This window comes from Nonomuraea sp. NPDC005692, from assembly GCF_040631115.1.
Lineage (GTDB): Bacteria > Actinomycetota > Actinomycetes > Streptosporangiales > Streptosporangiaceae > Nonomuraea.
The window spans coordinates 264,453-287,631 of the sequence record NZ_JBEXYU010000006.1 but is presented as its reverse complement, the minus strand read 5'-3'; the positions used below and the strand labels follow the sequence as shown (position 1 = coordinate 287,631).

Annotated in this window: 27 protein-coding genes and 1 pseudogene; 9 read left to right on the top strand and 19 right to left on the bottom strand. The window is 70.5% G+C overall.

Going from position 1 to position 23,179, the window contains the following annotated elements; translation table 11 throughout:
* Positions 1-160: 160 nt before the first annotated feature.
* Entirely contained in the window at positions 161-604 is a 444-nt protein-coding gene (locus tag ABZ459_RS16475; protein WP_357971076.1) for a CAP domain-containing protein, read from the top strand.
* Positions 605-624: 20 nt separating this feature from the next.
* Here the strand turns inward: ABZ459_RS16475 and ABZ459_RS16470 are convergent, their stop codons facing one another.
* Together ABZ459_RS16470 and ABZ459_RS16465 are read right to left on the bottom strand one after the other, a co-directional pair.
* Entirely contained in the window at positions 625-1,386 is a 762-nt protein-coding gene (locus ABZ459_RS16470; protein WP_357971075.1) for an SDR family NAD(P)-dependent oxidoreductase, read from the bottom strand.
* A 75-nt stretch (positions 1,387-1,461) separates the two neighbouring features.
* On the bottom strand, positions 1,462-1,797 hold the full coding sequence (locus ABZ459_RS16465) for a hypothetical protein (RefSeq protein WP_357971074.1): 336 nt from the start codon (positions 1,795-1,797) through the stop codon (positions 1,462-1,464).
* A gap of 112 nt (positions 1,798-1,909) precedes the next feature.
* On the opposite strand from ABZ459_RS16465, the pseudogene ABZ459_RS16460 reads away from it, so the two are divergent.
* Both ABZ459_RS16460 and ABZ459_RS16455 read left to right on the top strand, forming a co-directional pair.
* Positions 1,910-2,560, top strand: a pseudogene (locus ABZ459_RS16460) (response regulator transcription factor); the annotation flags it as partial.
* 56 nt (positions 2,561-2,616) lie between these two features.
* Positions 2,617-3,744, top strand: a complete 1,128-nt coding sequence (locus ABZ459_RS16455; RefSeq protein ID WP_357971073.1) for an ATP-binding protein — start codon at positions 2,617-2,619, stop codon at positions 3,742-3,744.
* Here ABZ459_RS16455 and ABZ459_RS16450 read toward each other — a convergent pair.
* Genes ABZ459_RS16450 through ABZ459_RS16440 form a run of 3 tightly spaced genes read right to left on the bottom strand, consistent with a single transcriptional unit; the run spans position 3,707 to position 6,157 of the window.
* The gene (locus ABZ459_RS16450; protein ID WP_357971072.1) at positions 3,707-4,411 is read right to left on the bottom strand and encodes an alpha/beta hydrolase; all 705 of its coding nucleotides are present in this window, start codon (positions 4,409-4,411) and stop codon (positions 3,707-3,709) included. The two genes, ABZ459_RS16455 and ABZ459_RS16450, sit on opposite strands and share 38 nt — an antisense overlap.
* Before the next feature lie 10 nt (positions 4,412-4,421).
* Positions 4,422-4,712: an ATP/GTP-binding protein gene (locus ABZ459_RS16445; protein WP_357971071.1), complete on the bottom strand. Its 291-nt coding sequence runs from the start codon at positions 4,710-4,712 to the stop codon at positions 4,422-4,424.
* The gene (locus ABZ459_RS16440; RefSeq protein WP_357971070.1) at positions 4,709-6,157 is read right to left on the bottom strand and encodes a 3-hydroxybutyryl-CoA dehydrogenase; all 1,449 of its coding nucleotides are present in this window, start codon (positions 6,155-6,157) and stop codon (positions 4,709-4,711) included. The genes ABZ459_RS16445 and ABZ459_RS16440 overlap by 4 nt, the downstream gene beginning before the upstream one ends.
* 36 nt (positions 6,158-6,193) lie before the next feature.
* On the opposite strand from ABZ459_RS16440, the gene nucS reads away from it, so the two are divergent.
* From nucS to ABZ459_RS16415, 5 genes are all read left to right on the top strand, one after another.
* The gene (gene nucS / locus ABZ459_RS16435) at positions 6,194-6,856 is read left to right on the top strand and encodes an endonuclease NucS (protein WP_357971069.1); all 663 of its coding nucleotides are present in this window, start codon (positions 6,194-6,196) and stop codon (positions 6,854-6,856) included.
* A gap of 106 nt (positions 6,857-6,962) precedes the next feature.
* Positions 6,963-8,264 carry a carotenoid oxygenase family protein gene (locus ABZ459_RS16430; protein ID WP_357971068.1) on the top strand — a complete coding sequence of 434 codons (1,302 nt, stop codon included), beginning with the start codon at positions 6,963-6,965 and terminating at the stop codon, positions 8,262-8,264.
* A 3-nt stretch (positions 8,265-8,267) separates the two neighbouring features.
* Positions 8,268-8,825 (top strand): GNAT family N-acetyltransferase, encoded by a 558-nt coding sequence (locus ABZ459_RS16425; RefSeq protein ID WP_357971067.1) that lies wholly within the window; start codon positions 8,268-8,270, stop codon positions 8,823-8,825.
* 32 nt (positions 8,826-8,857) lie between these two features.
* Positions 8,858-10,330 carry an aldehyde dehydrogenase family protein gene (locus ABZ459_RS16420; protein WP_357971066.1) on the top strand — a complete coding sequence of 491 codons (1,473 nt, stop codon included), beginning with the start codon at positions 8,858-8,860 and terminating at the stop codon, positions 10,328-10,330.
* Between the two features lie 144 nt (positions 10,331-10,474).
* Positions 10,475-11,017: a TetR/AcrR family transcriptional regulator gene (locus ABZ459_RS16415; RefSeq protein ID WP_357971065.1), complete on the top strand. Its 543-nt coding sequence runs from the start codon at positions 10,475-10,477 to the stop codon at positions 11,015-11,017.
* A 169-nt stretch (positions 11,018-11,186) separates the two neighbouring features.
* Here the strand turns inward: ABZ459_RS16415 and ABZ459_RS16410 are convergent, their stop codons facing one another.
* The 4 genes from ABZ459_RS16410 to ABZ459_RS16395 form a co-directional block, all read right to left on the bottom strand.
* On the bottom strand, positions 11,187-11,504 hold the full coding sequence (locus ABZ459_RS16410; RefSeq protein ID WP_357971064.1) for an STAS domain-containing protein: 318 nt from the start codon (positions 11,502-11,504) through the stop codon (positions 11,187-11,189).
* Positions 11,505-11,568: 64 nt separating this feature from the next.
* The gene (locus tag ABZ459_RS16405; protein WP_357971063.1) at positions 11,569-12,738 is read right to left on the bottom strand and encodes a histidine kinase; all 1,170 of its coding nucleotides are present in this window, start codon (positions 12,736-12,738) and stop codon (positions 11,569-11,571) included.
* Positions 12,739-13,848 carry an ABC transporter permease gene (locus ABZ459_RS16400; RefSeq protein WP_357971062.1) on the bottom strand — a complete coding sequence of 370 codons (1,110 nt, stop codon included), beginning with the start codon at positions 13,846-13,848 and terminating at the stop codon, positions 12,739-12,741.
* A complete protein-coding gene (locus tag ABZ459_RS16395; protein WP_357971061.1) occupies positions 13,845-14,741 on the bottom strand; it encodes an ATP-binding cassette domain-containing protein in 897 nt (298 codons plus the stop codon). The genes ABZ459_RS16400 and ABZ459_RS16395 overlap by 4 nt, the downstream gene beginning before the upstream one ends.
* Before the next feature lie 127 nt (positions 14,742-14,868).
* Here ABZ459_RS16395 and ABZ459_RS16390 point away from each other — a divergent pair, with 127 nt between their 5' ends.
* Entirely contained in the window at positions 14,869-15,459 is a 591-nt protein-coding gene (locus ABZ459_RS16390; RefSeq protein ID WP_357971060.1) for a cob(I)yrinic acid a,c-diamide adenosyltransferase, read from the top strand.
* On the opposite strand, the gene ABZ459_RS16385 is transcribed toward ABZ459_RS16390, so the two are convergent.
* The 10 genes from ABZ459_RS16385 to ABZ459_RS16340 form a co-directional block, all read right to left on the bottom strand.
* A complete protein-coding gene (locus ABZ459_RS16385; protein ID WP_357971059.1) occupies positions 15,456-15,836 on the bottom strand; it encodes a DUF2550 domain-containing protein in 381 nt (126 codons plus the stop codon). The two genes, ABZ459_RS16390 and ABZ459_RS16385, sit on opposite strands and share 4 nt — an antisense overlap.
* A 29-nt stretch (positions 15,837-15,865) precedes the next feature.
* Positions 15,866-16,267, bottom strand: coding sequence for a F0F1 ATP synthase subunit epsilon (locus ABZ459_RS16380; RefSeq protein WP_080042501.1), 402 nt, complete (start codon positions 16,265-16,267; stop codon positions 15,866-15,868).
* A gap of 68 nt (positions 16,268-16,335) precedes the next feature.
* Positions 16,336-17,784, bottom strand: coding sequence for a F0F1 ATP synthase subunit beta (gene atpD / locus ABZ459_RS16375; RefSeq protein ID WP_357971058.1), 1,449 nt, complete (start codon positions 17,782-17,784; stop codon positions 16,336-16,338).
* Between the two features lies 1 nt (position 17,785).
* Positions 17,786-18,688 (bottom strand): F0F1 ATP synthase subunit gamma, encoded by a 903-nt coding sequence (locus tag ABZ459_RS16370; RefSeq protein ID WP_357971057.1) that lies wholly within the window; start codon positions 18,686-18,688, stop codon positions 17,786-17,788.
* Between the two features lie 3 nt (positions 18,689-18,691).
* A complete protein-coding gene (gene atpA, locus ABZ459_RS16365; protein WP_357971056.1) occupies positions 18,692-20,341 on the bottom strand; it encodes a F0F1 ATP synthase subunit alpha in 1,650 nt (549 codons plus the stop codon).
* 40 nt (positions 20,342-20,381) lie between these two features.
* Entirely contained in the window at positions 20,382-21,191 is an 810-nt protein-coding gene (locus ABZ459_RS16360; RefSeq protein WP_357971055.1) for a F0F1 ATP synthase subunit delta, read from the bottom strand.
* Positions 21,191-21,742, bottom strand: a complete 552-nt coding sequence (locus ABZ459_RS16355; protein WP_352320415.1) for a F0F1 ATP synthase subunit B — start codon at positions 21,740-21,742, stop codon at positions 21,191-21,193. Before ABZ459_RS16355 ends, ABZ459_RS16360 begins: the two co-directional genes overlap by 1 nt.
* Before the next feature lie 31 nt (positions 21,743-21,773).
* Positions 21,774-22,007 (bottom strand): ATP synthase F0 subunit C, encoded by a 234-nt coding sequence (gene atpE / locus ABZ459_RS16350; protein WP_036327412.1) that lies wholly within the window; start codon positions 22,005-22,007, stop codon positions 21,774-21,776.
* Positions 22,008-22,076: 69 nt separating this feature from the next.
* On the bottom strand, positions 22,077-22,874 hold the full coding sequence (gene atpB / locus ABZ459_RS16345) for a F0F1 ATP synthase subunit A (protein ID WP_357971054.1): 798 nt from the start codon (positions 22,872-22,874) through the stop codon (positions 22,077-22,079).
* Between the two features lie 67 nt (positions 22,875-22,941).
* Positions 22,942-23,157 carry an AtpZ/AtpI family protein gene (locus tag ABZ459_RS16340; protein ID WP_229824207.1) on the bottom strand — a complete coding sequence of 72 codons (216 nt, stop codon included), beginning with the start codon at positions 23,155-23,157 and terminating at the stop codon, positions 22,942-22,944.
* Positions 23,158-23,179 lie beyond the last annotated feature (22 nt).

The following is a 23,179-nucleotide window of genomic DNA, read 5'->3' as shown; positions in this document are numbered from 1 at the left end:
CCCGGCCGATCTCGTGTAGAGCTGCACGGACCACACGGTAGCCCGGTTCACGTAGACATTCACTTATTGACCTATGCCGGTATACCGCGATAAGCCCGACCGCTTCCGGACATTGCCCTGCGGTGGTTCCAGCACGCACAATCCTGGCGAGGTGATAGCGATGGCCGGAACCCGTCCCGCCCTCCCCGACGCCACCAACAACGCCTTCCTGCAGGAGGCGTTGAACGAGGTCAACGCCCACCGGGCCAAGCACCACGCGCCCCCGCTCACGATGGACCCGCTGCTGGTCGAGTACGCCAGGTCCAGGGCCTCCTCGCGCTCCGAGCACGAGGGCCTGAGCGCCGGGCACGACGGCCTGCGCGCGGGCACCGGCGAGAGCCTCTTCTGGCACGCCGGGGACGCCACCGCCGGGGACGCCGTCGCCGCCTGGCACGACCGGGCGGGCGGCCACGGCCGGCCGGAGGTCACCGGCGACTTCGGCCGGCTCGTCCGGGCGGGCACCACCAGGATGGGCGCCGGCCGCGTGGCGGGCAACGGCAGCCGGTCCTTCGAGACGTACGTCGTCCTCGTGTTCGAGCCGCCGGGCGAGCCCGGGGCCGTCTGAGGCCCCCGGCACACGAGGGCTCAGCCGATCGCGGTGGCCCCGCCGTCGACGAACAGCACCTGCCCGGTCATGTACGCCGACGCCTGCCCCGCCAGGAACACGGCCGGCTGGGCCATCTCCTCCGGCGTGCCCCAGCGCCGCATGGGCACGCCGGCGACCGTGGCCGCGGCGGCGGTCTCGTCCTCCCACAGGTTGCGGTTGAGGTCGGTGGCCGTCCAGCCGGGGCACAGGGCGTTGACCCGGACGCCCACGGGCGCCCACTCGGCCGCCAGTGTCTTGGTCAGGGCCACCAGCCCGGCCTTGGCGGCGGCGTACGGGGCGAGCAGCGGTGCGCCGCGCGCCGCCACCGAGGCCACGTTGATCACCGAGCCGGAGCCGCGGCCCAGCAGGTGGGGCGCGACGGCGTGGCAGACGGCCATGGCGGAGTCGAGGTTGAGCCGCATCAGCTTGTCCCAGCCGGACAGGCGCAGGTCCTTGAACTCGACCAGGAAGTTCGAGCCGCCGGCGTTGTTCACGACGACGTCGAGGTGCCCGAGCCCGTCGATGGAGGCGGCGACGGCCGCTGCGGCGGCCGCGCGGTCGGTGAGGTCGGCCGGGATCACGACGACCCGCCTGCCGAGCGCCTGGATCTCCTTGGCCACCTCGGCGAGGGTCTCGGCCGACCTGCTGACCAGGGCGACGTCGGCGCCCGCCGCGGCGTAGGCGAGCGCGATGGCCCGCCCGATGCCCTTCGACGCCCCGGTGACCAGAGCCGTCCTGCCGGACAGGTCGAACGCGCCCACAGTGCCTCCTCGCTCGGAACCGAACAAGATTCTACAAATCTTGTCCGGCCCGCGCCATGCCCGTACCGCCCCAAATCACGACAGGACGGGCGCCGCGGGCGCGGCCGGGGCCTGCGGTGCGGCCGGCAGTCTCGCCCCGCGCGGCAGCAGCGACTCGCACGCCCTGACCGCCGCCCCGTACCTCTCCGACAGCGCGTCCACCCGCTCGCCGTCGATGCTGAGGTTGATCAGCCCGTCCTCGGAGACGGTGACCCCGGGAAAGTCCGGCAGCCCGTGCGCGCGCACGCAGGCGGTGAACGCCTTCCCGCCGTCGCCCGGCCCGGTCTCCCCGTACGACGCCGCCGCCCCGCCCGCCACGGCGGCGAAGACCAGGGCGGCCAGGACCACCCGCCTGATGGTCGAACCCTTCATGATGACTCCTCCGTTTCGTCCGACGCTCACAGCGAACCCCACCCTCGGTTACCGCCCGGGAACGACGGCGGTTACCCCGCTGTAACCCCGCTCTGGGCATGCTGGGCGGACCATGAGGGTGCTGATCGTCGAAGACCACGAGGAGCTCGCCCACACCGTGGCCGCCGGCCTGCGCCGCGAGGGCATGGCCGTCGACGTGGCGCTGGACGGGCACGCCGGGCTGGAACGCACGTCCGTCAACGACTACGACGTGGTCGTGCTCGACCGCGACCTGCCCGGCCTGCACGGCGACGACGTGTGCCGGAGCCTGGCCGCCGGCGGCCATCCGGCACGCGTGCTGATGCTCACCGCCGCCGGGACCATCGACGACCGGGTGAGCGGGCTGGGCATCGGGGCCGACGACTATTTGCCCAAGCCGTTCGCGTTCGCCGAGCTGGTGGCCAGGATCCGGGCGCTGGCCAGGCGGGCGCGTCCGGCGCTGCCCGCGGTGCTGGTCCACGGCGGGCTGCGGCTCGACCCCGCCACCCGGGTGGCCACCCGCGACGGGCGCCGGCTGGCGCTCAGCCCGAAGGAGTTCGCGGTGCTGGAGCTGCTGCTGTCGGCGGGCGGCGCGGTGGTCTCGGCCGAGCAGCTGCTCGAACGCGGATGGGACGAGTTCGCCGACCCGTTCACCCAGACCGTGAAGGTCACGGTCAGCCGGTTGCGCCGCAAGCTCGGCGACCCGCCGCTGATCGAGACCGTGCCGCAGGCCGGGTACCGGATGGCCGGCCTCGCCCGTCCCGCGGGCCGGGCACCGGACCCGGACGGAGGTGTCCCGGCGTGCGGCGGACCGTACGGCTGCGGCTGACGCTGCTCTACAGCGGCCTGTTCCTGGCCGCCGGCCTGCTGCTGGTCGCCCTGATCTACCTGCTGGTCGCGCACTCGCCGTTCCCGGCCGCGCCGGCCGCGCCCGTCCTGCCCGGAGGGCCCGGCCAGGTCGTGCCCGAGCCGCGGGTGGACGTGGCGTACCTGGCCGAGCAGCAGGCGGCCGGACTGCGCAGGCTGCTGGTCAACTCGGTGATCGCCCTGGTGGTCATGGCGTTCGCGTCGGTGCTGCTGGGCCGGTTGACGGCCGGGCGGGTGCTGCGTCCGCTGCAGGACATGACGGCGACCGTCCGGCGCATCACGGCCGACCGGCTCGACCGGCGGCTGGCCGCCTCCGGCCCGGACGACGAGCTGAAGGAGCTGGCCGACACCTTCGACGACCTCCTCGACCGGCTGGAGGCCGCCTTCACCGCGCAACGGCGGTTCGTGGCCAACGCCTCCCACGAGCTGCGCACCCCGCTGACCCTGCAACGCGCCATGGCCGAGGTCGCGCTGGCCGACCCCGACGCCGGCGCCGCCGAGCTGCGCCACGTCCTCGACCGGCTGCTGGCGGCCGGCCGGCACCAGGAACGGCTCATCGAGGCGCTGCTCGTCCTGGCCAGGAGCCAGCAGGGGCTGGACCACCGGGAGCCGCTGGACCTGGCCGCCGTCGCCGGTCAGGCGCTCGACCGGCGGCCGGACTCACCGCTGCGCGTCGAGGCGGCGCTGCGGCCGGCGCCCGCCTCCGGCGACCGCGCCCTGCTCGAACGCCTGGTCGCGAACCTGCTGGACAACGCGGCGCGGCACAACGTCCCGGACGGCTGGATCTCGGTGGCCACGGACGCGCGGGCGGGCCTGGCCACGCTCAGCGTCGCCAACAGCGGCCCGGTGATCCCGCCCGACCGGGTCGCGACGCTGCTCCAGCCGTTCCAGCGGCTGGCGGGCGGCCGCCGGGCGGTCGGCGACGGACTGGGGCTCGGCCTGTCGATCGTCGCCGCCGTCGTCCAGGCCCATCACGGCACGCTGGAGGTGGTCGCGCGGCCGCAGGGCGGGCTGGAGGTGACCGTCAGATGTCCGTCGGCAGCGGGTACGCCTCCGGATTGACCCGCCGGACGATCTCGTTCAGCACGATCCGGACGTAGGGCTCGCCCACCCACAGGTGCTTGGCGCCGTCGACCCCGATGACCTCGGCCTGCGGCACCCTGGCGAAGCGCCGCCTGGCCTCCTCGGGACGCAGGTAGTCGTCGAACTCGGGCACCAGCGCCACCAGCGGCCGGCCGAACCGGCCCCACGCGTCGAGGTCGTCGTCGGTGGCCCTGTGGAGCGGCGGCGAGAGCAGGATCGCCCCCTCGACCAGGGGGTCGTGGGCCCACTTCAGGGTCAGCTCGGTGCCGAAGGACCAGCCCACCACCCACACCCGCGGCAGGTCGTTGAACTCGGCGTACTCCAGCGCCGCCGCCACGTCGAACCGCTCGCCCTCGCCGCCGTCGAACGCGCCCCCTGAGGTGCCGCGTTCGGAGCTGGTGCCGCGCGTGTTGAAGCGCAGCACGGCGAGGTCGGCGAGCGCGGGCAGCCGGTTGGCGGCCTTCTTGTAGACGTGGCTGTCCATGAACCCGCCGTGGGTGGGCAGCGGGTGCAGGGTCACCAGGGTCGCCACGGGCGGCCGGTCGAGGGGCCGGGCCAGCTCGCCGACCAGGGTCAGGCCGTCGCCCGTCTGCAGCTCGATCGGTTCACGCCTGGCGGGCAGCACGGTGGCCGCGCGAATCTCCACGGGGGTCCTCCTAGTAGCGGCTGCGGCCGGGGCCGCGGTCGAGTCTCTTGCGCCAGCAGGCCGGATGCCAGTGGCGGCGCTCCTCGTCGCCGCCCGGCCAGTCGGGCCAGGCGACCAGGTGCGGCCTGCCGCCCAGGATCTCCTGGTCGCAGCCGGGGCAGCGGTAGGTCTTGGTCGAGGACGCGCCCGTCAGCATGCGCACCTTCCAGTCGCCGTCCGGCCATTCCTCCACCTTGTCGTTGCCGGTGGGAAGGCCGAGAGGGCGGGAGTCGTCCCTCCGGCGGGCGCGGCGGGGGCTCATGAGCGGGGGAACTCGCTCACACCGGCCGTGACGAGCTGGTCGAGCAGGGGGGCGGGGGCGAAGGCGGGCTCGCGGTACTCGGCGTAGAGGGCCCTGAGGCCGTCGCGGACCCTGGCCAGGCCGAGGTAGCCCAGCATCTCGAACGGGCCGGCCGGGTAGCCGCAGCCCAGCCGCATGGCGGCGTCGATGTCGGCGATGGACGCGTAGCCGGCGTCGTACATGCGGACGGCGTCGTTGAGGTAGGGGAACAGCAGGGCGTCGGCCACGAACCCGGCCCGGTCCTTGCACGAGACGGGCACCAGACCGGCGACCCGCATCAGGTCGCGCGCCGCCTTGGCGGCCCCGGGCGAGGTGAGCGCGGTGCCGGCCAGCTCGGCCACCTTGTCGCCGACGACGTGCACGCCGACCATCCTGGTGGGGTCGGACAGGCGTACGGCGTGCTCGATCACCGGACGGTCGGTGCAGCGCAGCACGGTGTCGGGCGCGTCGGACGGCCTGAACCCCGAGGCCGACAACCGCTCGCCGAGCCCGTGCACGTCGGGACCGTCGATGCCGAACGTGATGATCGTGGACTTCTCCGGCTCCTTGGGCGGCTCCTGCGGCCCGTAGAAGCCGTGGCCGCTCTTACGGCCGAGCCGCCCGGCGGTGACCAGCTCGCGCAGCAGCGGCGAGGGCGCGTGCCGGCGGTCGCGCGTCTCCTCGAACAGCACCTCCATCACCTCGTACGCGGTGTCGAGCCCGATCAGGTCGAGCAGCGCGAACGGCCCCATCGGCAGCCCCACGCCCAGCCGCATCGCGTCGTCGATGCCGTCGCGCGTGGCGATGCCCAGCTCCAGCAGGACGGCGGCGTGGTTCAGATAGGGCAGCAGCAGCCGGTTGACCACGAACCCGGCCCGGTCGCCCGCCGGCACGGCGGTCTTGCCCAGCCGCCCGGCCAGCTCACAGATCTCCGAGACCACCCCCGGCGCGGTCACCACCGTGCCCACCACCTCGACCAGCCGCATCACCGGCGCCGGGTTGAAGAAGTGCATGCCGACCACGCGCTCGGGCCGGCCCGTGGCGGCGGCGACGGCGGTGACCGGCAGCGAGGAGGTGTTGGTGGCCAGCACCGTCCCGGGCTTGCAGACGCGGTCGAGGTCCTGGAACAGCGAGATCTTGAGGTCGAGCACCTCGGGGATCGCCTCGATCACGAGGTCGGCCTCGCGCAGGTCCTCGCGCGAGGTGGTCAGCGTGATGCGCCCCAGGATCTCGGCCCGCTGCCCGGCCGTCAGCTTGCCCCGGTCGGCCGCCCTGGTCGTGGAGCGCTCGACGTGCCCGCGCCCTCTGGCCAGCGCCTCGGCGTCGGCCTCGACACCGATCACCCGAAGCCCGGCACGCGCGAAGACCTCGGCGATCCCGGCGCCCATCGTGCCGAGCCCGACAACTCCCACCGTTTCAAACGCCATGCGACCAGTTTTCCAGAGCCGCTAAGGTGGACCGTCATGCGGCTGGTCATCGCGCGGTGCAGCGTGGATTACATCGGACGGCTCACGGCGCATCTGCCGATGGCGCCGAGGCTCGTCCTCATCAAGGCGGACGGGAGCGTCAGCATTCACGCCGACGACCGCGCCTTCAAACCGCTCAACTGGATGAATCCGCCGTGCAAGCTCAAGGAGGACGGCGAGACCTGGACGGTCACCCACGGCAAGACCGGCGAGAAGCTGGTCCTGACCATGGCGGAGATCATCCACGACTCCAGCCACGAGCTGGGCGTCGACCCCGGCCTGATCAAGGACGGCGTTGAGGCTCACCTCCAGGAGCTGCTGGCCGAGCACATCACGACCCTGGGCGAGGGCTACTCGCTGATCCGCCGCGAGTACATGACGGCCATCGGGCCGGTCGACATCCTGTGCCGCGACGCGCTGGGCGCGACGGTGGCCATCGAGATCAAGCGGCGCGGCGAGATCGACGGCGTCGAGCAGCTCACCCGCTATCTGGAGCTGCTCAACCGCGATCCGCTGCTCGCGCCGGTGCGCGGGGTGTTCGCGGCCCAGGAGATCAAGCCGCAGGCGCGCGTGCTGGCCACCGACCGGGGCATCGACTGCGTCACCCTCGACTACGCCGCCCTGCGCGGCATCGAGCCGGAGAACCCGACCCTCTTCTAGCGCTCCCGGCCTCGTAGCGGGCCGGGACTTCCCATGGCCTGACATTCCAGTATTGACACGTCTCTCATGGACGTTCTAGTTTCGACCTATCGAGATTGGAGTGTTCATGGACGTTCCCGCGTACCTCAGCGGCGACCTGGCGCCCGTCCCCGACGAGATCGAGGCGCACGACCTGGAGGTCACGGGCGCGCTGCCCGCCGAGCTGACCGGGCGCTACTTCCGCAACGGGCCCAATCCCCGGCCGGGCGAGGATCCCGGCCACTGGTTCGCCGGGCACGGCATGCTGCACGGCGTCCGGCTGCGGGACGGGCGGGCCGAGTGGTACCGCAACCGGTGGGTGCGGACCAGCAAGTTCACCGACGACGCGCCGTTCGTCTCCGACACCGGCGTCGATCTCGCCGCCGTGACCGCCAACACGCACGTCGTCCGGCACGCCGGACGCATCCTGGCGCTGGTGGAGAACGGCCTGCCGCACGAGGTGACGCCCGAGCTGGCCACCGTGGGCCCGTGCGACTTCGGCGGACGGCTGACCACCGCGATGACCGCCCACCCCAAGCACGACCCGCTCACCGGCGAGCTGCACTTCTTCGGCTACGGGTACTTCCCGCCGTTCCTCACCTACCACCGGCTCTCGGCCGCCGGCGAGCTGGTGGAGAGCAGGGAGATCGAGGTGCCGGGGCCGACGATGATGCACGACTTCGCCGTCACCGAACATCACCTGCTCTGGCTGGACCTGCCGGTGGTGTTCGACCTGAACCGCCGCGGCATGCCGTACGCCTGGGAGGACGACTACGGCGCCAGGATCGGCGTCACCCCCCGGACGGGCGGCCCGACCCGCTGGTTCGACGTCGACCCCTGCTACGTGTTCCACGTCGGCAACGCCTGGGAGGACGAGCGGGGGCGCATCGTCCTCAACGCCGCCCGCTACTCCCCCGGCGCGTGGTCCGCCGTCTGGGAGCAGATCGGCGGCACCGCCGACCCGGCCCGGCACGCGGGCGCCGCCGGCGCGGCCGCCCTGCACCGCTGGACCCTCGACCCGGCCACCGGCACGGCCACGGAGGAGGCGCTGGACGACCGCGGCGTGGAGTTCCCCACGTTCAACGAGGACCTGCTCGGCCGGCCCGGCCGCCACCTCTACACGGTGGGCGCCGACGCCGTCGTCAAGTACGACCTGCGCGACGGCTCCGCCCAGGTCAGGAAGACCGGCGGCGCCACCGGCGAGGCCGTGTTCGTGCCGGCCGAGGGGGCCACGGGCGAGGACGAGGGGTGGCTGCTGTCGATCGTCACCTCCGGGGAGTCGTCCGAGCTGCTGGTGCTGGACGCGAGCGACCTGTCCGGCGTCGCGTCGGTGCGGCTGCCCAGGCGGGTGCCGGCGGGCTTCCACGGCTCGTGGTTCGCGGAGGGCTGACCGGTGGAGATCAGGCAGTCCGGCGACTTCGACGCCGCCGGCGGGGCGCCGGCCAGGGCCTTCCACGACGATCCGGTGGTCGGATGGCTGCTGCCCGGCGGCCGCGGCGCGGCGGGGATGTTCGCCACGATCGCCCGGCACATGCACGCGTTCACCGACACGGCGCTCAGCGGGGGCGGCGCCGTGGCGGGGGTCGCGCTGTGGGACCCGCCGGACCACCGGCCCGACGCGGAGGCGGCCGTGCCCGGCCTGCTGGCGGCCATGGGCGACCGGGTGCGCCAGGGCCTGCTGCTGGAGGAGGAGTTCGCCCGGCACAAGCCCGGCGGCCCCTACTGGTACCTGGCCCAGCTCGGCACCGTGCCCGAGCTCCAGGGTACCGGCGTGGGCGGCGCGCTGCTGCGCGCGGGCCTGGCCAGGTGCGGCGACCTGCCCGTCTACCTGGAGAGCAGCAAGGAGTCGAACGTGCCCTTCTACGAGCGGTTCGGGTTCGCGGTCACCGAGCGGTTCACGCTGCCGGACGGGCCGCCGGTGTGGGGGATGCTGCGCCCACCCCGGAGCTAGTAAGCGACGGCTTACCGGTTTATCGTGACGCCATGACCACGCTGACGTTCGACTCACTGAACCCGGCTACCGGCGAGGTCGTCGGCAGTCACCCCAAGAACGACGCCCAGGCCGTGCACGAGGCCGTGGCCAGGGCCGAGACGGCCGCGCAGTGGTGGGCGGCCCTGCCCGCCGGCGAGCGCAGGCGCCGCCTGCTCGACTACAAGGCGGTCATCACGCGGCGCCTGCGGGAGCTGGCCGCGCTGGTGCACGAGGAGACCGGCAAGCCCGTGGGCGACGCCACGCTGGAGATCGTGCTGGCCGTCACGCACCTCGACTGGGCGGCCCGCAACGCCGCCAAGGTGCTGGGCCGCCGCCGCGTGGCGACCGGCATGCTGGGGCTCAACCTGGCCGCCACCCTGGAATACCTGCCGCTCGGCGTGGTCGGCGTGATCGGTCCGTGGAACTACCCGGTGTTCACCCCCATGGGGTCCATCGCGTACGCGCTGGCCGCCGGCAACGCGGTCGTGTTCAAGCCCAGCGAGCTCACCCCCGGCGTGGGCGTGCGGCTGGCGGAGCTGTTCGCCGAGTCGGTGCCCGAGCAGCCGGTGTTGCAGACGGTGACCGGGCTCGGCGAGACCGGCGCGGCGCTGGCCGCCGACCCCCGGGTGCGGAAGGTGGCCTTCACCGGCTCGACCGCCACCGCCAAACGGGTCATGGCGGCGTGCGCGGAGAACCTCACGCCCATCGTGGCCGAGTGCGGCGGCAAGGACGCCTTCATCGTGGACGCCGACGCCGACCTGCCCGCCGCGGCCGACGCCTGCCTGTGGGGCGCGATGTCGAACGCGGGCCAGACCTGCGCGGGCGTCGAGCGGGTCTACGTGGTGGACGCGGTGTACGAGCCGTTCATGCGGGAGTTGTCGGAGCGGGCCGCCCAGGTCAAGGCCGGCCAGGACTACGGCCCGATCACCATGCCCGCCCAGATCGACATCATCCGGCGGCACATCGACGACGCCACCAAGTCCGGAAAAGTGGTCACCGGCGGCCCCGGCTCGGTACGGGCGCCGTTCGTCGACCCGGTCATCGTGGCGGACGTGCCCGAGGACTCCCCGGCCGTGCGCGAGGAGACGTTCGGGCCGACGATCACCGTCCGGCGCACCCGCGACGCGCAGGAGGCGCTGGAGCTGGCCAACGCCTCGGCGTACGGGCTGGCGGGCACGATCTTCTCGCGGAACGCGCGCCGGGCGACGCAGCTCGCGCGGGCGATGCGTACCGGGATGACCGCCGTCAACTCGGTCATCTCCTTCGCCGGGGTGCCCGCGCTGCCGTTCGGCGGGATCGGCGACTCGGGGTTCGGCCGCATCCACGGAGCCGACGGTCTACGCGAGTTCACCAGGCCGAAGGCGGTCTCCCGCCAGCGCTTCGCCCTGCCCGGCATGAACCTGACCTCGTTCAGGAGAGGGCCCGACGAGCTTGAGCGACTGATCAGGCTTGTCACGTTCTTGCACGGGCGACGTAAAAGATAATCATCGCGCTCTTTCCCAAATCCGATCATCCGTCCATAATTGTGTGCTCTGGGGGCCACGATCATGTTGGACGGGTGGAATGTGAACCGGTCTTACCGGGGAATGTCGGCTGAGCAAAGGCTGGCGGACAGACGCGAGCGGCTGATGACGGCCGCCTACACGCTATACGCGAAACCAGGTTTCGCGGCGACGACCATCGAAAGATTGTGCTCGGAGGCGCGGATCTCCAACCGCGCCTTCTACGAATGTTTCGGCGGCCGCGAGGAGTTGCTCCAGGCGCTGCACGAGCGGTGCGTGGAGGAAAGCCTCGCGGTTGTGGCCAAAGCGTTACAGGAGGCGCCGGGCACGCTTGACGGAAGAGTCAAGGCGGGGATTCGCGCCTATATCGAGTTCGCCGCCGCCGACTGGCGGCGGGCCCGCATCATGCACCTGGAGGTGCGCAGGTCGGGTGACGTCCTGACAGCCTCGCGTCAGCGGGCGGTGGACTCCTTCGCCCGGCTCGTGGAGGAGGCGTCGGCGGATTTCCCGCAGGCCCGCTCACTGAATCGGCGGCTGGTGGCACTTGGCGTAATTGGCGCCCTGCAAGAGCTGCTGATCGAATGGATACTGGCCGACCAGCAGCCGGACATCGACGATCTGGTCGAGGTGGCGGTGCACATCTTCATCCGCAGCCTCAGTCCGTCGTGACCCGCCGATTACCCGCAGTGATGGGGTCACAGAATAATCACTTTCACAGTTCTTTCCGAGTGGCCATGCCCGTGATAGAGGTCCAGCCGAAATCTACATTCCCTCTATATTCGGCTCGTGAAAGGGCGCAGGCGACGGCTGATCGACGCCCGGCCCCCGATATGTGACCTCAGGCCACCGCGGCCGCGGGAACCTCGACGTGCAGGACCCGATTCAGCCGGGTCACCGCCAGGATCCGCATGATCCGCGGGGGCACCCCCCGAAGAACGAGGCGGCGTTGCACGCTGATCGCGCGCCGATGCGCTCCGACCAGCACCCCGAGCCCGGTGGCGTCGATCATCTCCAGCTTGGAGAGGTCGAGGATGAGGTCGCCCTCGCCGGCGTCGAGCGCGGCGTGCAGCCGCTCACGCACGCCGGCCGACGTGCCGGCGTCGAGCCGCACGCCGATCCGCACCGTCTGGCCTCGTGGATTGCGCCGGACGCGCATGCCACCTCCTCAATCACGCACACGGCGTGTGGTCGCCGGGATCGAAACCCCCGCTTCTCCTCCCCTACCCATCTATCGGGAGTGACACGACAGCCGTCAGCAGGAACTGTCCGTCGCCGGTGGGACGGGCCGTCATGCGCCCGCCCACGGCGGCCATCCGCTCACCCATGCCGGTCAGCCCGCTGCCCAGGTCGTCGGCCTGCCTGCGGGCCACGCCGTCGTTGCGCACCGCCAGTTCCGCCTCCTGGTCGGTGAATCGCAGCGTGATGTCGCAGAAGGTCGCGTCGCTGTGCTTCAGCACGTTCGTGACCGCCTCACGCACCGCGTAGGCGAACACCGGCGCGACGCCCTGGGGCAGCTCGCGGTGCGGCAGGCGCACCTCGCAGCGGACGCCGGCCGCTTCGAGCACTCCCTTCACGCTATTCAGCTCAGCGGTCAAGTCAAGTTCGCGGTAGCCGCGCACGGCCTGGCGCAGCTCACGCAGGGCCTTGCGGGTCAGCGTGTTCACCTCCGCCATCTCGTCCCTGGCCGCCTTGCCGTCGGCGTCGGCCAGGCGTACGGCCAGCTCGGTCTTGACGGCGATGGCGGAGAGCTGGTGGCCGACGAGGTCGTGCAGGTCCCTGGCGAAGCGCAGCCGCTCCTCGGCCAGCGCCAGCCGGGTGTGCGCCTCGCGGCCCTCGTGGGCCTGCACGGCCAGCGACCAGATCCAGGCCCACATCCTGTTCGTGCAGGGCAGCGCCACAGCCCACACGACGTCGAGGGCGGCGATGACGAGCAACGAGACGAGGAAGGAGTCACCGCTCAGCGCCAGCAGGCCCGTCCCGCTCAGCACGGACAGCGCGCCGAGCCCGACGCAGGCCGCGCACGTCGCCGCGCCCAGCGCCAGCGCCCTGCGCACGGGCAGCCCGATCACCACCACGGACAGCCAGACCATGGGCACGAACCCCCAGCCCATCGGGTCGGCCCCGCCGAGCAGCGCCGCCAGGAACGCCAGAGCGCCGGTCCACACGACCTCCCTCGTGGGATACCGGCGCTCCATGACCGCGGCGACGACGCGTACGTAGAGCCAGGTGAAGCCGAGCGCCGCGATCGTCGCGAACACGAGGCGCGGCCAGCCGGCCGCCGCCGAGCCGAGGCTGAACACCGTCGACGCGATCAGGAAGATCCACATGATCACGAGCGTCGAGTTCAGCATCCGGCGGGTCAGCCGCCGCGCCCGCGTGATCGCGTCCATCTAGCCCGCGCGCAGCACGTCGCCGAGCTTCAGCCGGGCGCCCGTGCGCAGCACCGCCCGCTCGTAGACCTTGGCGCCGAACGACAACACCGCCAGCACGGCCACGGCCATCGCCGCCATGGACGCCGCCACCTGCCACATCGGCACGTCGGCCGCCGCCATGCGGACCGGCATGATCATCGACGAGAACGGCGGGATGTAGGACATCACCGTGGCCAGCGTGCCCGTGGGATCGTTGGTGGCGTAGAAGGCCACGAAGTACGTGGCCATGATGAGCATGGTCAGCGGCGACATCACGCTGCTCACCTCCTCCTGGCGGGAGACCAGCGAGGCGAACGCGGCCGCGAGCGTGGCGAAGAACGCGTACCCGAGCACGAACCAGACCAGGACGGCGACCACCAGCCCCGGCAGACCCGGCGGGAAGTCGGAGGCGAACCCCGACACCGACGTGGCGATCAGGCCGACGGCGAGGATGGTGAGCAGGTTGATCAGCCCGAGCACGCCCAGACCGACGATCTTGCCGCCGAGCAGCTGCCACGGGCGCACCGCCGCGAGCAGGATCTCCACGATCCTGCTGCCCTTCTCCTCCACCACGCCCATGGCCACCATCATGACCTGGCCCATGAGCAGCATGAACAGGACGAGCACCAGCACCACGGCGATACCGGTCTTGGCCGCCTGGTAGCGGGTGTCCACGCCCACGGAGACCACCTGCAGCGGCGGGATCGTCACCCCGGCCGCGCCGAGCCGCATCTCCCTGTTGGTGCTCTGCATGAGCACGCCGAGCTTGCTGTCGATCTCGCCGTCGGTGAGCACCTTGTCGCCGTTGACCAGCACCGCGTCCACGTCACCGGCCAGCACGGCCTTCTTGGCCGCGGCCTCGTCGGGGAACGAGCGCCACTCGAACTCGGCGTCCGGCGCGGCGGCCTTCAGCGGGAGCTGCTGGGAGTTGACCGTGCCCAGCGTGTACGAGTCGTTCCCGCCCATGATCTTGGGCGCGAAGGAGACGGCCGCCACCAGCAGCGCGGTCACCAGCAGGCCGACGAGGAACGTCTTCGTACGTACCTGTGTGACGATCTCGCGGCGGGCGACCAGCATCAGTCCGTTCACGCCACGGCCTCCTTGAAGATCTCGGTGAGGGTCGGCTGCTCGACCCCGAAGTGCTCGACGCGGCCGGCCTTCATGGCCCGGCGCAGGATCTCCTGGTCGTCGCCCTCGGTCGTCCGCAGGGTGTGCAGGTCGCCGTGGACGGTCACCGTGCCCGGCAGGCCGTCGGCCCAGCCCGCGGCGGGGTCGCGGACCTCCACGCGCAAGGTGTCGCCCTCGGCGGCACGCAGCTCGGCCACCGTGCCCGTCGCGACCATCCGGCCGCCGGAGACGATGCCCACCGAGTCGCACAGCCGCTCCACCAGGTCGAGCTGGTGGCTGGAGAAGATCACCGGCACGCCGCTCCTGCAGCGTTCCTGGAGCGCCCCGGCCAGGGCGTCCACGGCGAGAGGGTCGAGCCCCGAGAACGGCTCGTCCAGGACCAGCGCCTCGGGGTCGTGCACCAGCGCCACGGCCAGCTGCACGCGCTGCTGGTTGCCCAGCGACAGCGTCTGCACCGCGTCGCCCCTGCGCTCGGTCAGCCCCAGCCGCTCGATGAGCTCGTCGGCGGCCTTCTTCGCCGCCGCGGGGGCGAGCCCGTGCAGCCGGCCGAAGTACTCGATCTGCTCGGCGACCCGCATCTTCTGGTACAGCCCGCGCTCCTCGGGCATGTAACCGAACCGCGTGCGGTCGTCGTAGCCCAGCGCCCGGTCCCGCCAGCGCACCGCGCCGGAGTCGGCCTGGAGCACGCCCATGACGATGCGCATCGTCGTCGTCTTGCCCGCACCGTTCGCGCCCACGAAGCCGTACATCTCGCCCGGACGTACCGTGAAGCTGATCCCGTCCAGGGCGACCTTGCCGCCGGGGTTGTCGGGACCGCCCGCGAAGCGCTTGCGCAGCTCGCTGATCTCGAGCATCAGGTCCTCTCTCTCGTCATGGGTAAATTGTGGCTTTGGCGGCGTTCGCCCTGGTAGTCGTGGAAATCATGGACGTGACATGGAAAGCGCGTCCCGTTCGGATGACATTTGTCATTACGCTGGGTTCATGACGCGTGCCGACAAGGACAAGCCCGTCGTCCTCTCCCGCATCTACACCCGTACGGGCGACGACGGCACCACGAACCTGAGCGACATGAGCCGCGCGGCCAAGACCGACACCCGGCTGGCCGCCTACGCCGACGTCGAGGAGGCCAACGCCTGCCTGGGCCTGGCCCTGTCCCACGGCACCCTGTCCGCCGACCTCGTGGCGCTACTCGTGCGCATCCAGAACGAGCTGTTCGACGTGGGGGCCGACCTGGCCACACCGGTGGTGGCGGAGCCGGAGTTCCCGCCGCTGCGGGTGGAGCAGTCCTACATCGACCGGCTGGAGGAGCAGTGCGACCGGCTCAACGCCGAGCTCCAACCGCTGCGCAGCTTCATCCTGCCCGGCGGCGACCCGGCCACGGCCGCGCTGCACCTGGCCCGGGTGACCGTACGCAGGGCCGAGCGCACCACGTGGGCGGCGCTCGAGGCCCACGACGACGTCAACCCGCTGACCGCCAAATACCTCAACAGGCTGTCCGACCTGCTCTTCATCGCCTGCCGGGTCGCCCACGGCGGCAACGAGATCCTCTGGAAGCCCGGCGGCACCCGCTAGGCGACGTCGAGGTACGCGCTGGGCGGCGCCGACTCCAGCCAGGCGAGGAAGCCGGTCAGGGCGTCGGCGCTCATCGCCAGCGACAACCCGTGCGTCGTGCCGCCGCAGTCGACGGCGTAGAGGCCGCCGTCGATCTCACGCCGGGCGGAAACGACGAGGCCGCGCCTCGCGATCGCGTGGCGCGGCCTCAGTCGGACGCCCATGAGCGGAATCCAGTGGAGCTCACCGTCGGCGTAGCGGGCCACCCCGCTCTGCCACCCTCGGCTGCCCACTTTCAGCCGACAGGGTACGCTGCCGCGCGAACGGGCGAGCGTCACCCCTCGCAGGACCACGAGGGCGACCAGCAGCAACAACAAAACCGAAACCGTCGCCACCATGGCCGCCCCCCTGAATCCCGTTGTATGTATTAAACCTCTTCGCCCGCCGCGCGCAGCCGGGCCCTGGCCCGCTTCGCCTCGATCGCCGCGTCGGCGTCCTCCTGGTTGGCCTCGATCGAGGCCTGAGCCCGGTCGAGAGCGTCTCGGGCGGCCGCGACGTCGACCTCGGAACCGAGCTCGGCGACCTCGGCGAGCACCGACACCTCATCATCGGCCACGGAGATGAACCCTCCGTGAACGGCCGCGACGAGCTCGGGCTCACCTTCCCGCTTGACGCGCAGCACGCCGCCCTCGACGAGGACGCCGAGCACGGGTGCGTGTTGCGGCATGATACCGATCTCGCCGTCAACGGTCTTGGCGATCACCATGTCGGCCTCGCCCGACCAGATCTCACGCTCGGGTGAGACAACCCCTACGCGTAGCTTCGCCACTTCAGCAGGTTCCTTTCCGATCAGGTAGCGGCACGGGTTCTCCCACCCGTGCCACTACCGTAGGGCGATCAGCGACGCTCGAGTTCCTTGGCCTTGGCCACGGCCTGGTCGATGCCGCCGACCATGAAGAACGCCTGCTCGGGCAGGTGGTCGTACTCGCCGGCGCACAGGCCCTTGAAGGAGGCGATCGTCTCGTCCAGCGGGACGTTCTCGCCCGGCTGGCCGGTGAACGCCTCGGCGGCGTACATCGGGTGCGACAGGAACCGCTCGATCCGGCGGGCCCGCTGCACGGTGACCTTGTCCTCTTCGGACAGCTCGTCGATACCGAGGATCGCGATGATGTCCTGGAGCTCGCGGTACTTCTGCAGGATCCGCTTGGTCTCCTGGGCCACCCGGTAGTGCTCCTCGCCCACGACCTGCGGGTCGAGGATCCGGGAGGTGGAGTCGAGCGGGTCCACCGCGGGGTAGATGCCCTTCTCCGAGATCGGCCGGGACAGCACGGTCTGCGCGTCGAGGTGCGCGAACGCGTTGTGCGGGGCCGGGTCGGTGATGTCGTCGGCGGGCACGTAGATCGCCTGCATGGAGGTGATCGAGTGACCGCGCGTCGAGGTGATGCGCTCCTGGAGCAAGCCCATCTCGTCGGCCAGCGTCGGCTGGTAACCCACCGCGGACGGCATGCGGCCGAGGAGGGTGGAGACCTCCGAGCCCGCCTGCGTGAAGCGGAAGATGTTGTCGATGAACAGCAGCACGTCCTGCTTCTGCACGTCGCGGAAGTACTCCGCCATCGTCAGCGCGGACAGGGCCACCCGCAGACGGGTGCCCGGCGGCTCGTCCATCTGGCCGAAGACGAGAGCGGTGTCCTTGAGGACGTCCGCCTCCTCCATCTCCAGCCAGAGGTCGTTGCCCTCACGGGTGCGCTCGCCGACGCCGGCGAACACCGAGGTGCCACCGAAGTTGCGGGCGACACGGCGGATCATCTCCTGGATGAGAACCGTCTTGCCCACACCGGCGCCACCGAACAGGCCGATCTTGCCACCCTGCACGTACGGGGTGAGCAGGTCGATGACCTTGATACCCGTGACCAGCATCTCGGTACGGGACTCGAGCTGGTCGAAGGGCGGGGACGGCCGGTGGATGCCCCACTTCTCGGTGATCTGGAGCGAAGCGGTCGGCACGTCGAGCGACTCGCCGAGCGTGTTCCACACGTGGCCCTTGACGATGTCGCCGACGGGCACCGAGATCGGGTGGCCCGAGTCGGTGACGGCCGTACCGCGGACCAGGCCGTCGGTGGGCTGCATGGAGATGGCGCGGACCAGGTTGTCACCCAGGTGCTGGGCGACCTCCATGGTCAGGGTCTTGGTCTCGCCGCCGAGGGTCACCTCGACGTTGAGCGCGTTGTAGATGTCGGGCATCGCCTCGACGGGGAACTCCACGTCGACGACGGGCCCCTTGACGCTGGCCACACGACCGGCACCGGCCGACGTGGGCTCAACAGTCTCAACAGCCTCTGCAGTCATTTCACTCTTTCCCCGCTGCGGCGTCAGCCAGCGCGTTGGCGCCACCGACGATCTCGCTGATTTCCTGGGTGATCTCGGCCTGGCGAGCCTGGTTCATCTGCATGGTGAACACGCGGATCAGCTCGTTGGCGTTGTCCGTGGCGGACTTCATGGCGCGGCGGCGCGCGGCCTCCTCCGAAGCAGCCGACTGCAGCAGCGCCGTGAAGATGCGGGACTCCACATAGCGCGGCAGCAGCGATTCGAGCACGTCGCCCGCGGTGGGCTCGAACTCGAAGTACGGCGGGATCGTCTCGCCGGCCGTCGCCTCGGTCTCCTCGACCTCCAGCGGCAGCACGCGCTTGACCACGACGTTCTGGGTCAGCATCGAGACGAACTCGGTCGAGACGATGTGGATCTCGTCGATCCCCGCCTCTTCCTTGAAGGAGTCGATCAGCGTCTGCGCGATCTCCTTGGCGTCGGCGTAGGCCGGCTTCCTGGAGAAGCCGACCCACTGGCCGCCCATCGTACGGTTGCGGAAGGTGTGCCAGGTGACACCCTTCCGGCCGGTGACGAACGGCACCACCGTCAGGCCACGGCTCTCCAGCAGCCCGCGCAGGGCCTCGGCCTCGCGCAGGACGTTGGCGTTGAAGCCGCCACAGAACCCGCTGTCGCTGGTGACGATGAGGACGCCCGCCTTGGCGGGGTTCTCCTTCGCCACGGTCAACGGATGATCGACGCTGGCCGCGTTGCTGACGACGCCGGTGACGGCGCGAGTGATCTCACGCTCGTACGGCAGCGCCGCCTGCATCCGCATCTGCGCCTTCACGATCCGCGAGGAGGCGATGAGCTCCTGGGCGCGCGTGATCTTGGCGGTCGACTTGACCGACCTGATCCGCCGCCGCAGCAGCCTTAGCTGGGCACCCATGAGCTACTTCTCCGTCGCCGGACGGACGACCTTCTTGATCTTCTCCTGGCCGACCTCGTCGGCCTCGAGCGGCGCCACCGGCTCGTCCTTGACCAGGAGCTCGCCCGAAGAGGTGGTGAAGCCCTTCTTGAACTCCGTGACGGCGTCCTTGAGGCTGGTCACCGCGTCGTCGGACAGCTCGTTGGTCTCGCGGATGCTGTCGAAGATGCCCTTGTGGCTGCTCTGCAGGTAGTCGAGGAACTCCTGCTCGAAGCGGCGGATGTCCTCGACCGGAACCTCGTCGAGCTCACCCGTCGTGCCCGCCCACACCGACACGACCTGACGCTCCACGGGGAACGGCGAGTACTGCGGCTGGATGAGCAGCTCGGTCAGGCGCTGACCGCGCTCCAGCTGGGCGCGGGAGGCCGCGTCCAGGTCGGAGGCGAAGGCCGCGAAGGCCTCCAGGTCGCGGTACTGCGACAGCGACAGACGCAGCGTGCCGGCCACCTTGCGCATCGCCTTGATCTGCGCCGAGCCACCGACTCGGGAGACCGAGATACCGACGTTGATGGCGGGACGGATACCGGCGTTGAAGTAGTCGGTCTCCAGGAAGCACTGGCCGTCGGTGATGGAGATGACGTTGGTCGGGATGAACGCCGACACGTCGTTGCCCTTCGTCTCGATGATCGGAAGACCGGTCATCGAGCCGCCGCCCATGTCGTTGGAGAGCTTGGCGCAGCGCTCCAGCAGACGGGAGTGGAGGTAGAAGACGTCACCGGGGAACGCCTCGCGGCCCGGCGGGCGGCGAAGCAGCAGCGAGACGGCGCGGTAGGCGTCGGCCTGCTTGGTGAGGTCGTCGAAGATGATGAGGACGTGCTTGCCCTGGTACATCCAGTGCTGGCCGATGGCCGAACCGGTGTAGGGGGCGATGTACTTGTAACCGGCCGGGTCGGAGGCCGGGGCGGCGACGATCGTGGTGTACTCCAGGGCGCCGGCCTCTTCGAGACGGGAGCGCACCTGGGCGATCGTCGAGCCCTTCTGGCCGACCGCGACGTAGACGCAGCGCACCTGCTTCTCGGGGTCGCCCGAGAGCCAGTTGTCGCGCTGGTTGAGGATGGTGTCGACGGCCACGGCGGTCTTGCCCGTGCCACGGTCACCGATGATCAGCTGGCGCTGGCCGCGGCCGATCGGCGTCATGGCGTCGATCGCCTTGATGCCGGTCTGCAGCGGCTGCTTCACCGGCTGCCGCTGGACGACCGAGGGGGCCTGCAGTTCGAGGGCGCGCAGGCCCTCGGACTCGATCGCGCCCTTGCCGTCGAGGGGGTTGCCGAGCGGGTCGACCACACGGCCGAGGAAGTTGTCGCCGACCGGCACGGACAGGACCTCGCCCGTCCGGCGGACCGTCTGGCCTTCCTCGATCTTGCTGAAGTCGCCCAGGACCACGACGCCGATCTCTCGGGGGTCGAGGTTCAGGGCCAGGCCGCGCGTGCCGTCCTCGAACTCGAGCAGCTCGTTCGCCATCGCCGAGGGAAGGCCGGAGACATGGGCAATGCCGTCGCCGGCGTCGACGACGGTCCCGATCTCCTCGCGCGCGGCGCCTTCCGGTTCGTACGCCTGGACGAAGCGCTCAAGCGCGTCCCGGATCTCGTCCGGCCGGATCGTAAGCTCCGCCATCTCTACTCTGTCTCCCTATTCATTCGGCGCTCACTGCGCCTCAGCCGGCCAACCGGCGGCGGACTTCTTCAATTCGTCCCACGATCGTGGTGTCGATGATCTCGTCGCCGATGCGGACCGAGAACCCACCGAGCACTCGCTTGTCCACCTCGACGTTCAGGTGCACGTCGCGACCGTAGGAGGTGCGCAGCCAGTCGGCCAGTCGCTGCTTCTGCGCGTCGGACAGCTCGACCGCGCTGCGCACGACCGCCACCAGGCGCTGGCGCTGCTGGGCCACGAGCTGGCCGTACCCCTCCAAGCCCGTCTCCAGGCTACGCCCTCGCGGGTGCACCGCCAGCTGCGTGATCAGGCGCTGGCTGGTGGGGGCGACCTTGCCACCGAGCAGGTCGCTCAGCAGCTGCCGCTTGCCCTCCGCGGGCGCGGCCGCGTCGGCGAGCGCGCGTCGGAGGTCGGGGTTGGCGGCGACGATGCGGCCGAAGCGGAAGAGCTCGTCCTCCACGTCGTCGAGCCTGGACTGGCCCTCCGCCTCGGCGGCCGCGGCGACGACGCCGAGCCGTTCGAGCGAGTCGGCCAGGTCACCCGCGCGCGACCACCGGACCGAGACCGCGGCCTCGGTCGTGGCGATGGCCGCCTCGGAGACCTTGCCGCCGAGCAGGGCGCGGATGGTGCCCGCCTTCTGCTCGGCGGCCCTGGCCGGGTCGGACAGCGCGCGGCGCAGGCCATGCTCGCGGTCGAGCAGATCCGCGACGGCGAACAACTCGTCGGAGAGCGCGCCAAGGTCGGCGCTGCCCGCGACCGCGTTGAAGCGCTCCTCGACCTCTGCCAACGAGGTCCTGCTCAGACCTCTCATTAGCGCACCGCCTGCGCGTTGCTGCTCTCGAGCTCGTCGAGGAACCTGTCCACGATCCGGCTCTGGCGGACCTCGTCCTCGAGGGACTCGCCGACGATGCGGCCGGCCAGCTCGGTGGACAGACGGCCGATCTCCGTGCGGAGCTGCGCGAACGCGGCGGCGCGGTCGGCCTCGATCTGGGCGTGCGCGGCCTCGACGAGACGACGGGCCTCGGCCTGCGCCTCCTCGCGGAGCTCCGCCTTGATCTGCGCGGCCTGCTCGCGAGCCTCTTCGCGGAGCCGGCCGGCCTCGCGGCGGGCCTCCTCGAGCTGCTGCGCGTACTGCCGCTGCAGGTTCTGCGCCTCGGCCTGGGCCTCCTCGGCCCTCTTGATGCCACCCTCGATCGCGTCGGTCCGCTCGGCCAGCGTCTTCTGGATACGCGGAACGAGAATCTTGCCGACGACGAGGAGAACGACGAGGAACGAGAAGATACCGACGACGAGCTCGAACGTGTGCGGAAGGAGCGGGTTCGCACCTTCCTCCTGCGCGAGGAGCGTAGCTGCCTTAATCATGGGTGCAGCCTTTCGTCAGAATTCTTCCGGTCTACTTGATGCCCTGGAAGATGAAGGGCGCGACCAGACCGATCAGGGCGAGGGCCTCGGTGAGGACGAAGCCGAGGAGCATGTTCTGGCGGATCAGGCCGTACGCTTCGGGCTGACGCGCGATGGCCTGCACGCCCTGACCGAAGATGATGCCGACGCCGATGCCGGGGCCGATGGCGGCGAGACCGTAACCGATGGCGGTGACGTTGCCGGAGACCTCAGCGAGAACGCTCATTGCTATTTCCTTTACTGGACGGCCGGTGAAGGGAGTCCCACCGGTCATGGATATTCCGGTATGTGGTTCTCAGTGATCCGGGTGCAGCGCGCCGCCGATGTACATCGCCGCCAGCATCGCGAACAGGAACGCCTGCAGGAACTGGATGAACATCTCGAACCCGGTAAGGAGGATCGTCATGAGCACGCCCACCACGCCGACGGGAGCGCCCAAGGGCGTCAGCTTCTCGAACAGGAACCAGAAGCCGACCATGCTGAAGAACGCGAGCAGCATGTGACCGGCGAACATGTTCGCGAACAGTCGGACCGCGTGCGTGAACGGTGCGATGATCATGTTCGAGAGGAACTCGATCGGCGCCAGGAGGAAGTAGATCGGCTTGGGCAGGCCGGGCGGGAACATCATGTTCTTGAAGTAACCGATGCCGCCCTGGTGCTTGACGCCCAGGTAGACCTTGATCGCGTAGATCGAGAGCGCGAGCACGGCCGGGAACGCGATGTGCGAGGCGACCGGGAACTGCGCGAGCGGGATCACACCGAGGATGTTCCAGAACAGGACCAGGAAGAAGAGGGTGACCAGCAGGCCCATCCACCGATCGGCGTCCTTGCCGAGGAACGGCCGGGCGATCTGGTCACGGACGAACATGTAGCCGTACTCGACGACGTTCTGGGTGCCCCTCGGCACGAGCTTCGGCTTGGCGAAAGCCACCCAGCACACCGCGATCACCGCGAGCGCGCTCAGGATCGCCAGCAGCACCGGCTTGGTGAACCAGGTCACCCCGGGGATGATCGGCGTGAACGAATTGAACAGCTCATCGGGCGATGGCGCCCGGAAGTTGTCTTCGGGGGCGAGGACCGTCAGCGCAATCACGCGGCGTTCCCTTCAACGTCGTAGTGGATCACAAGGGTTTCCTCAGCGAGGCGATCGCTGCGTCGGGTTAGCGACCGAACTTCCGGTAGACCGCGTAGCCGCCGAGCACGACCCCAAGGACCACGCCTATGGGGAAGAACGCGGACATGTCGAGCCACCGGTCCAGCAACCACCCGAGACCGCCATAGACCGCCATCCCGGCGAGCAGATAGCTGGGGACTGACCACATGGCATCGGAGAAGTCGCGACCGTCGTGTTCCGGTCGGCGTTCCTGTGCGCTCATCGCGGCCCCGACGATAGCAGGC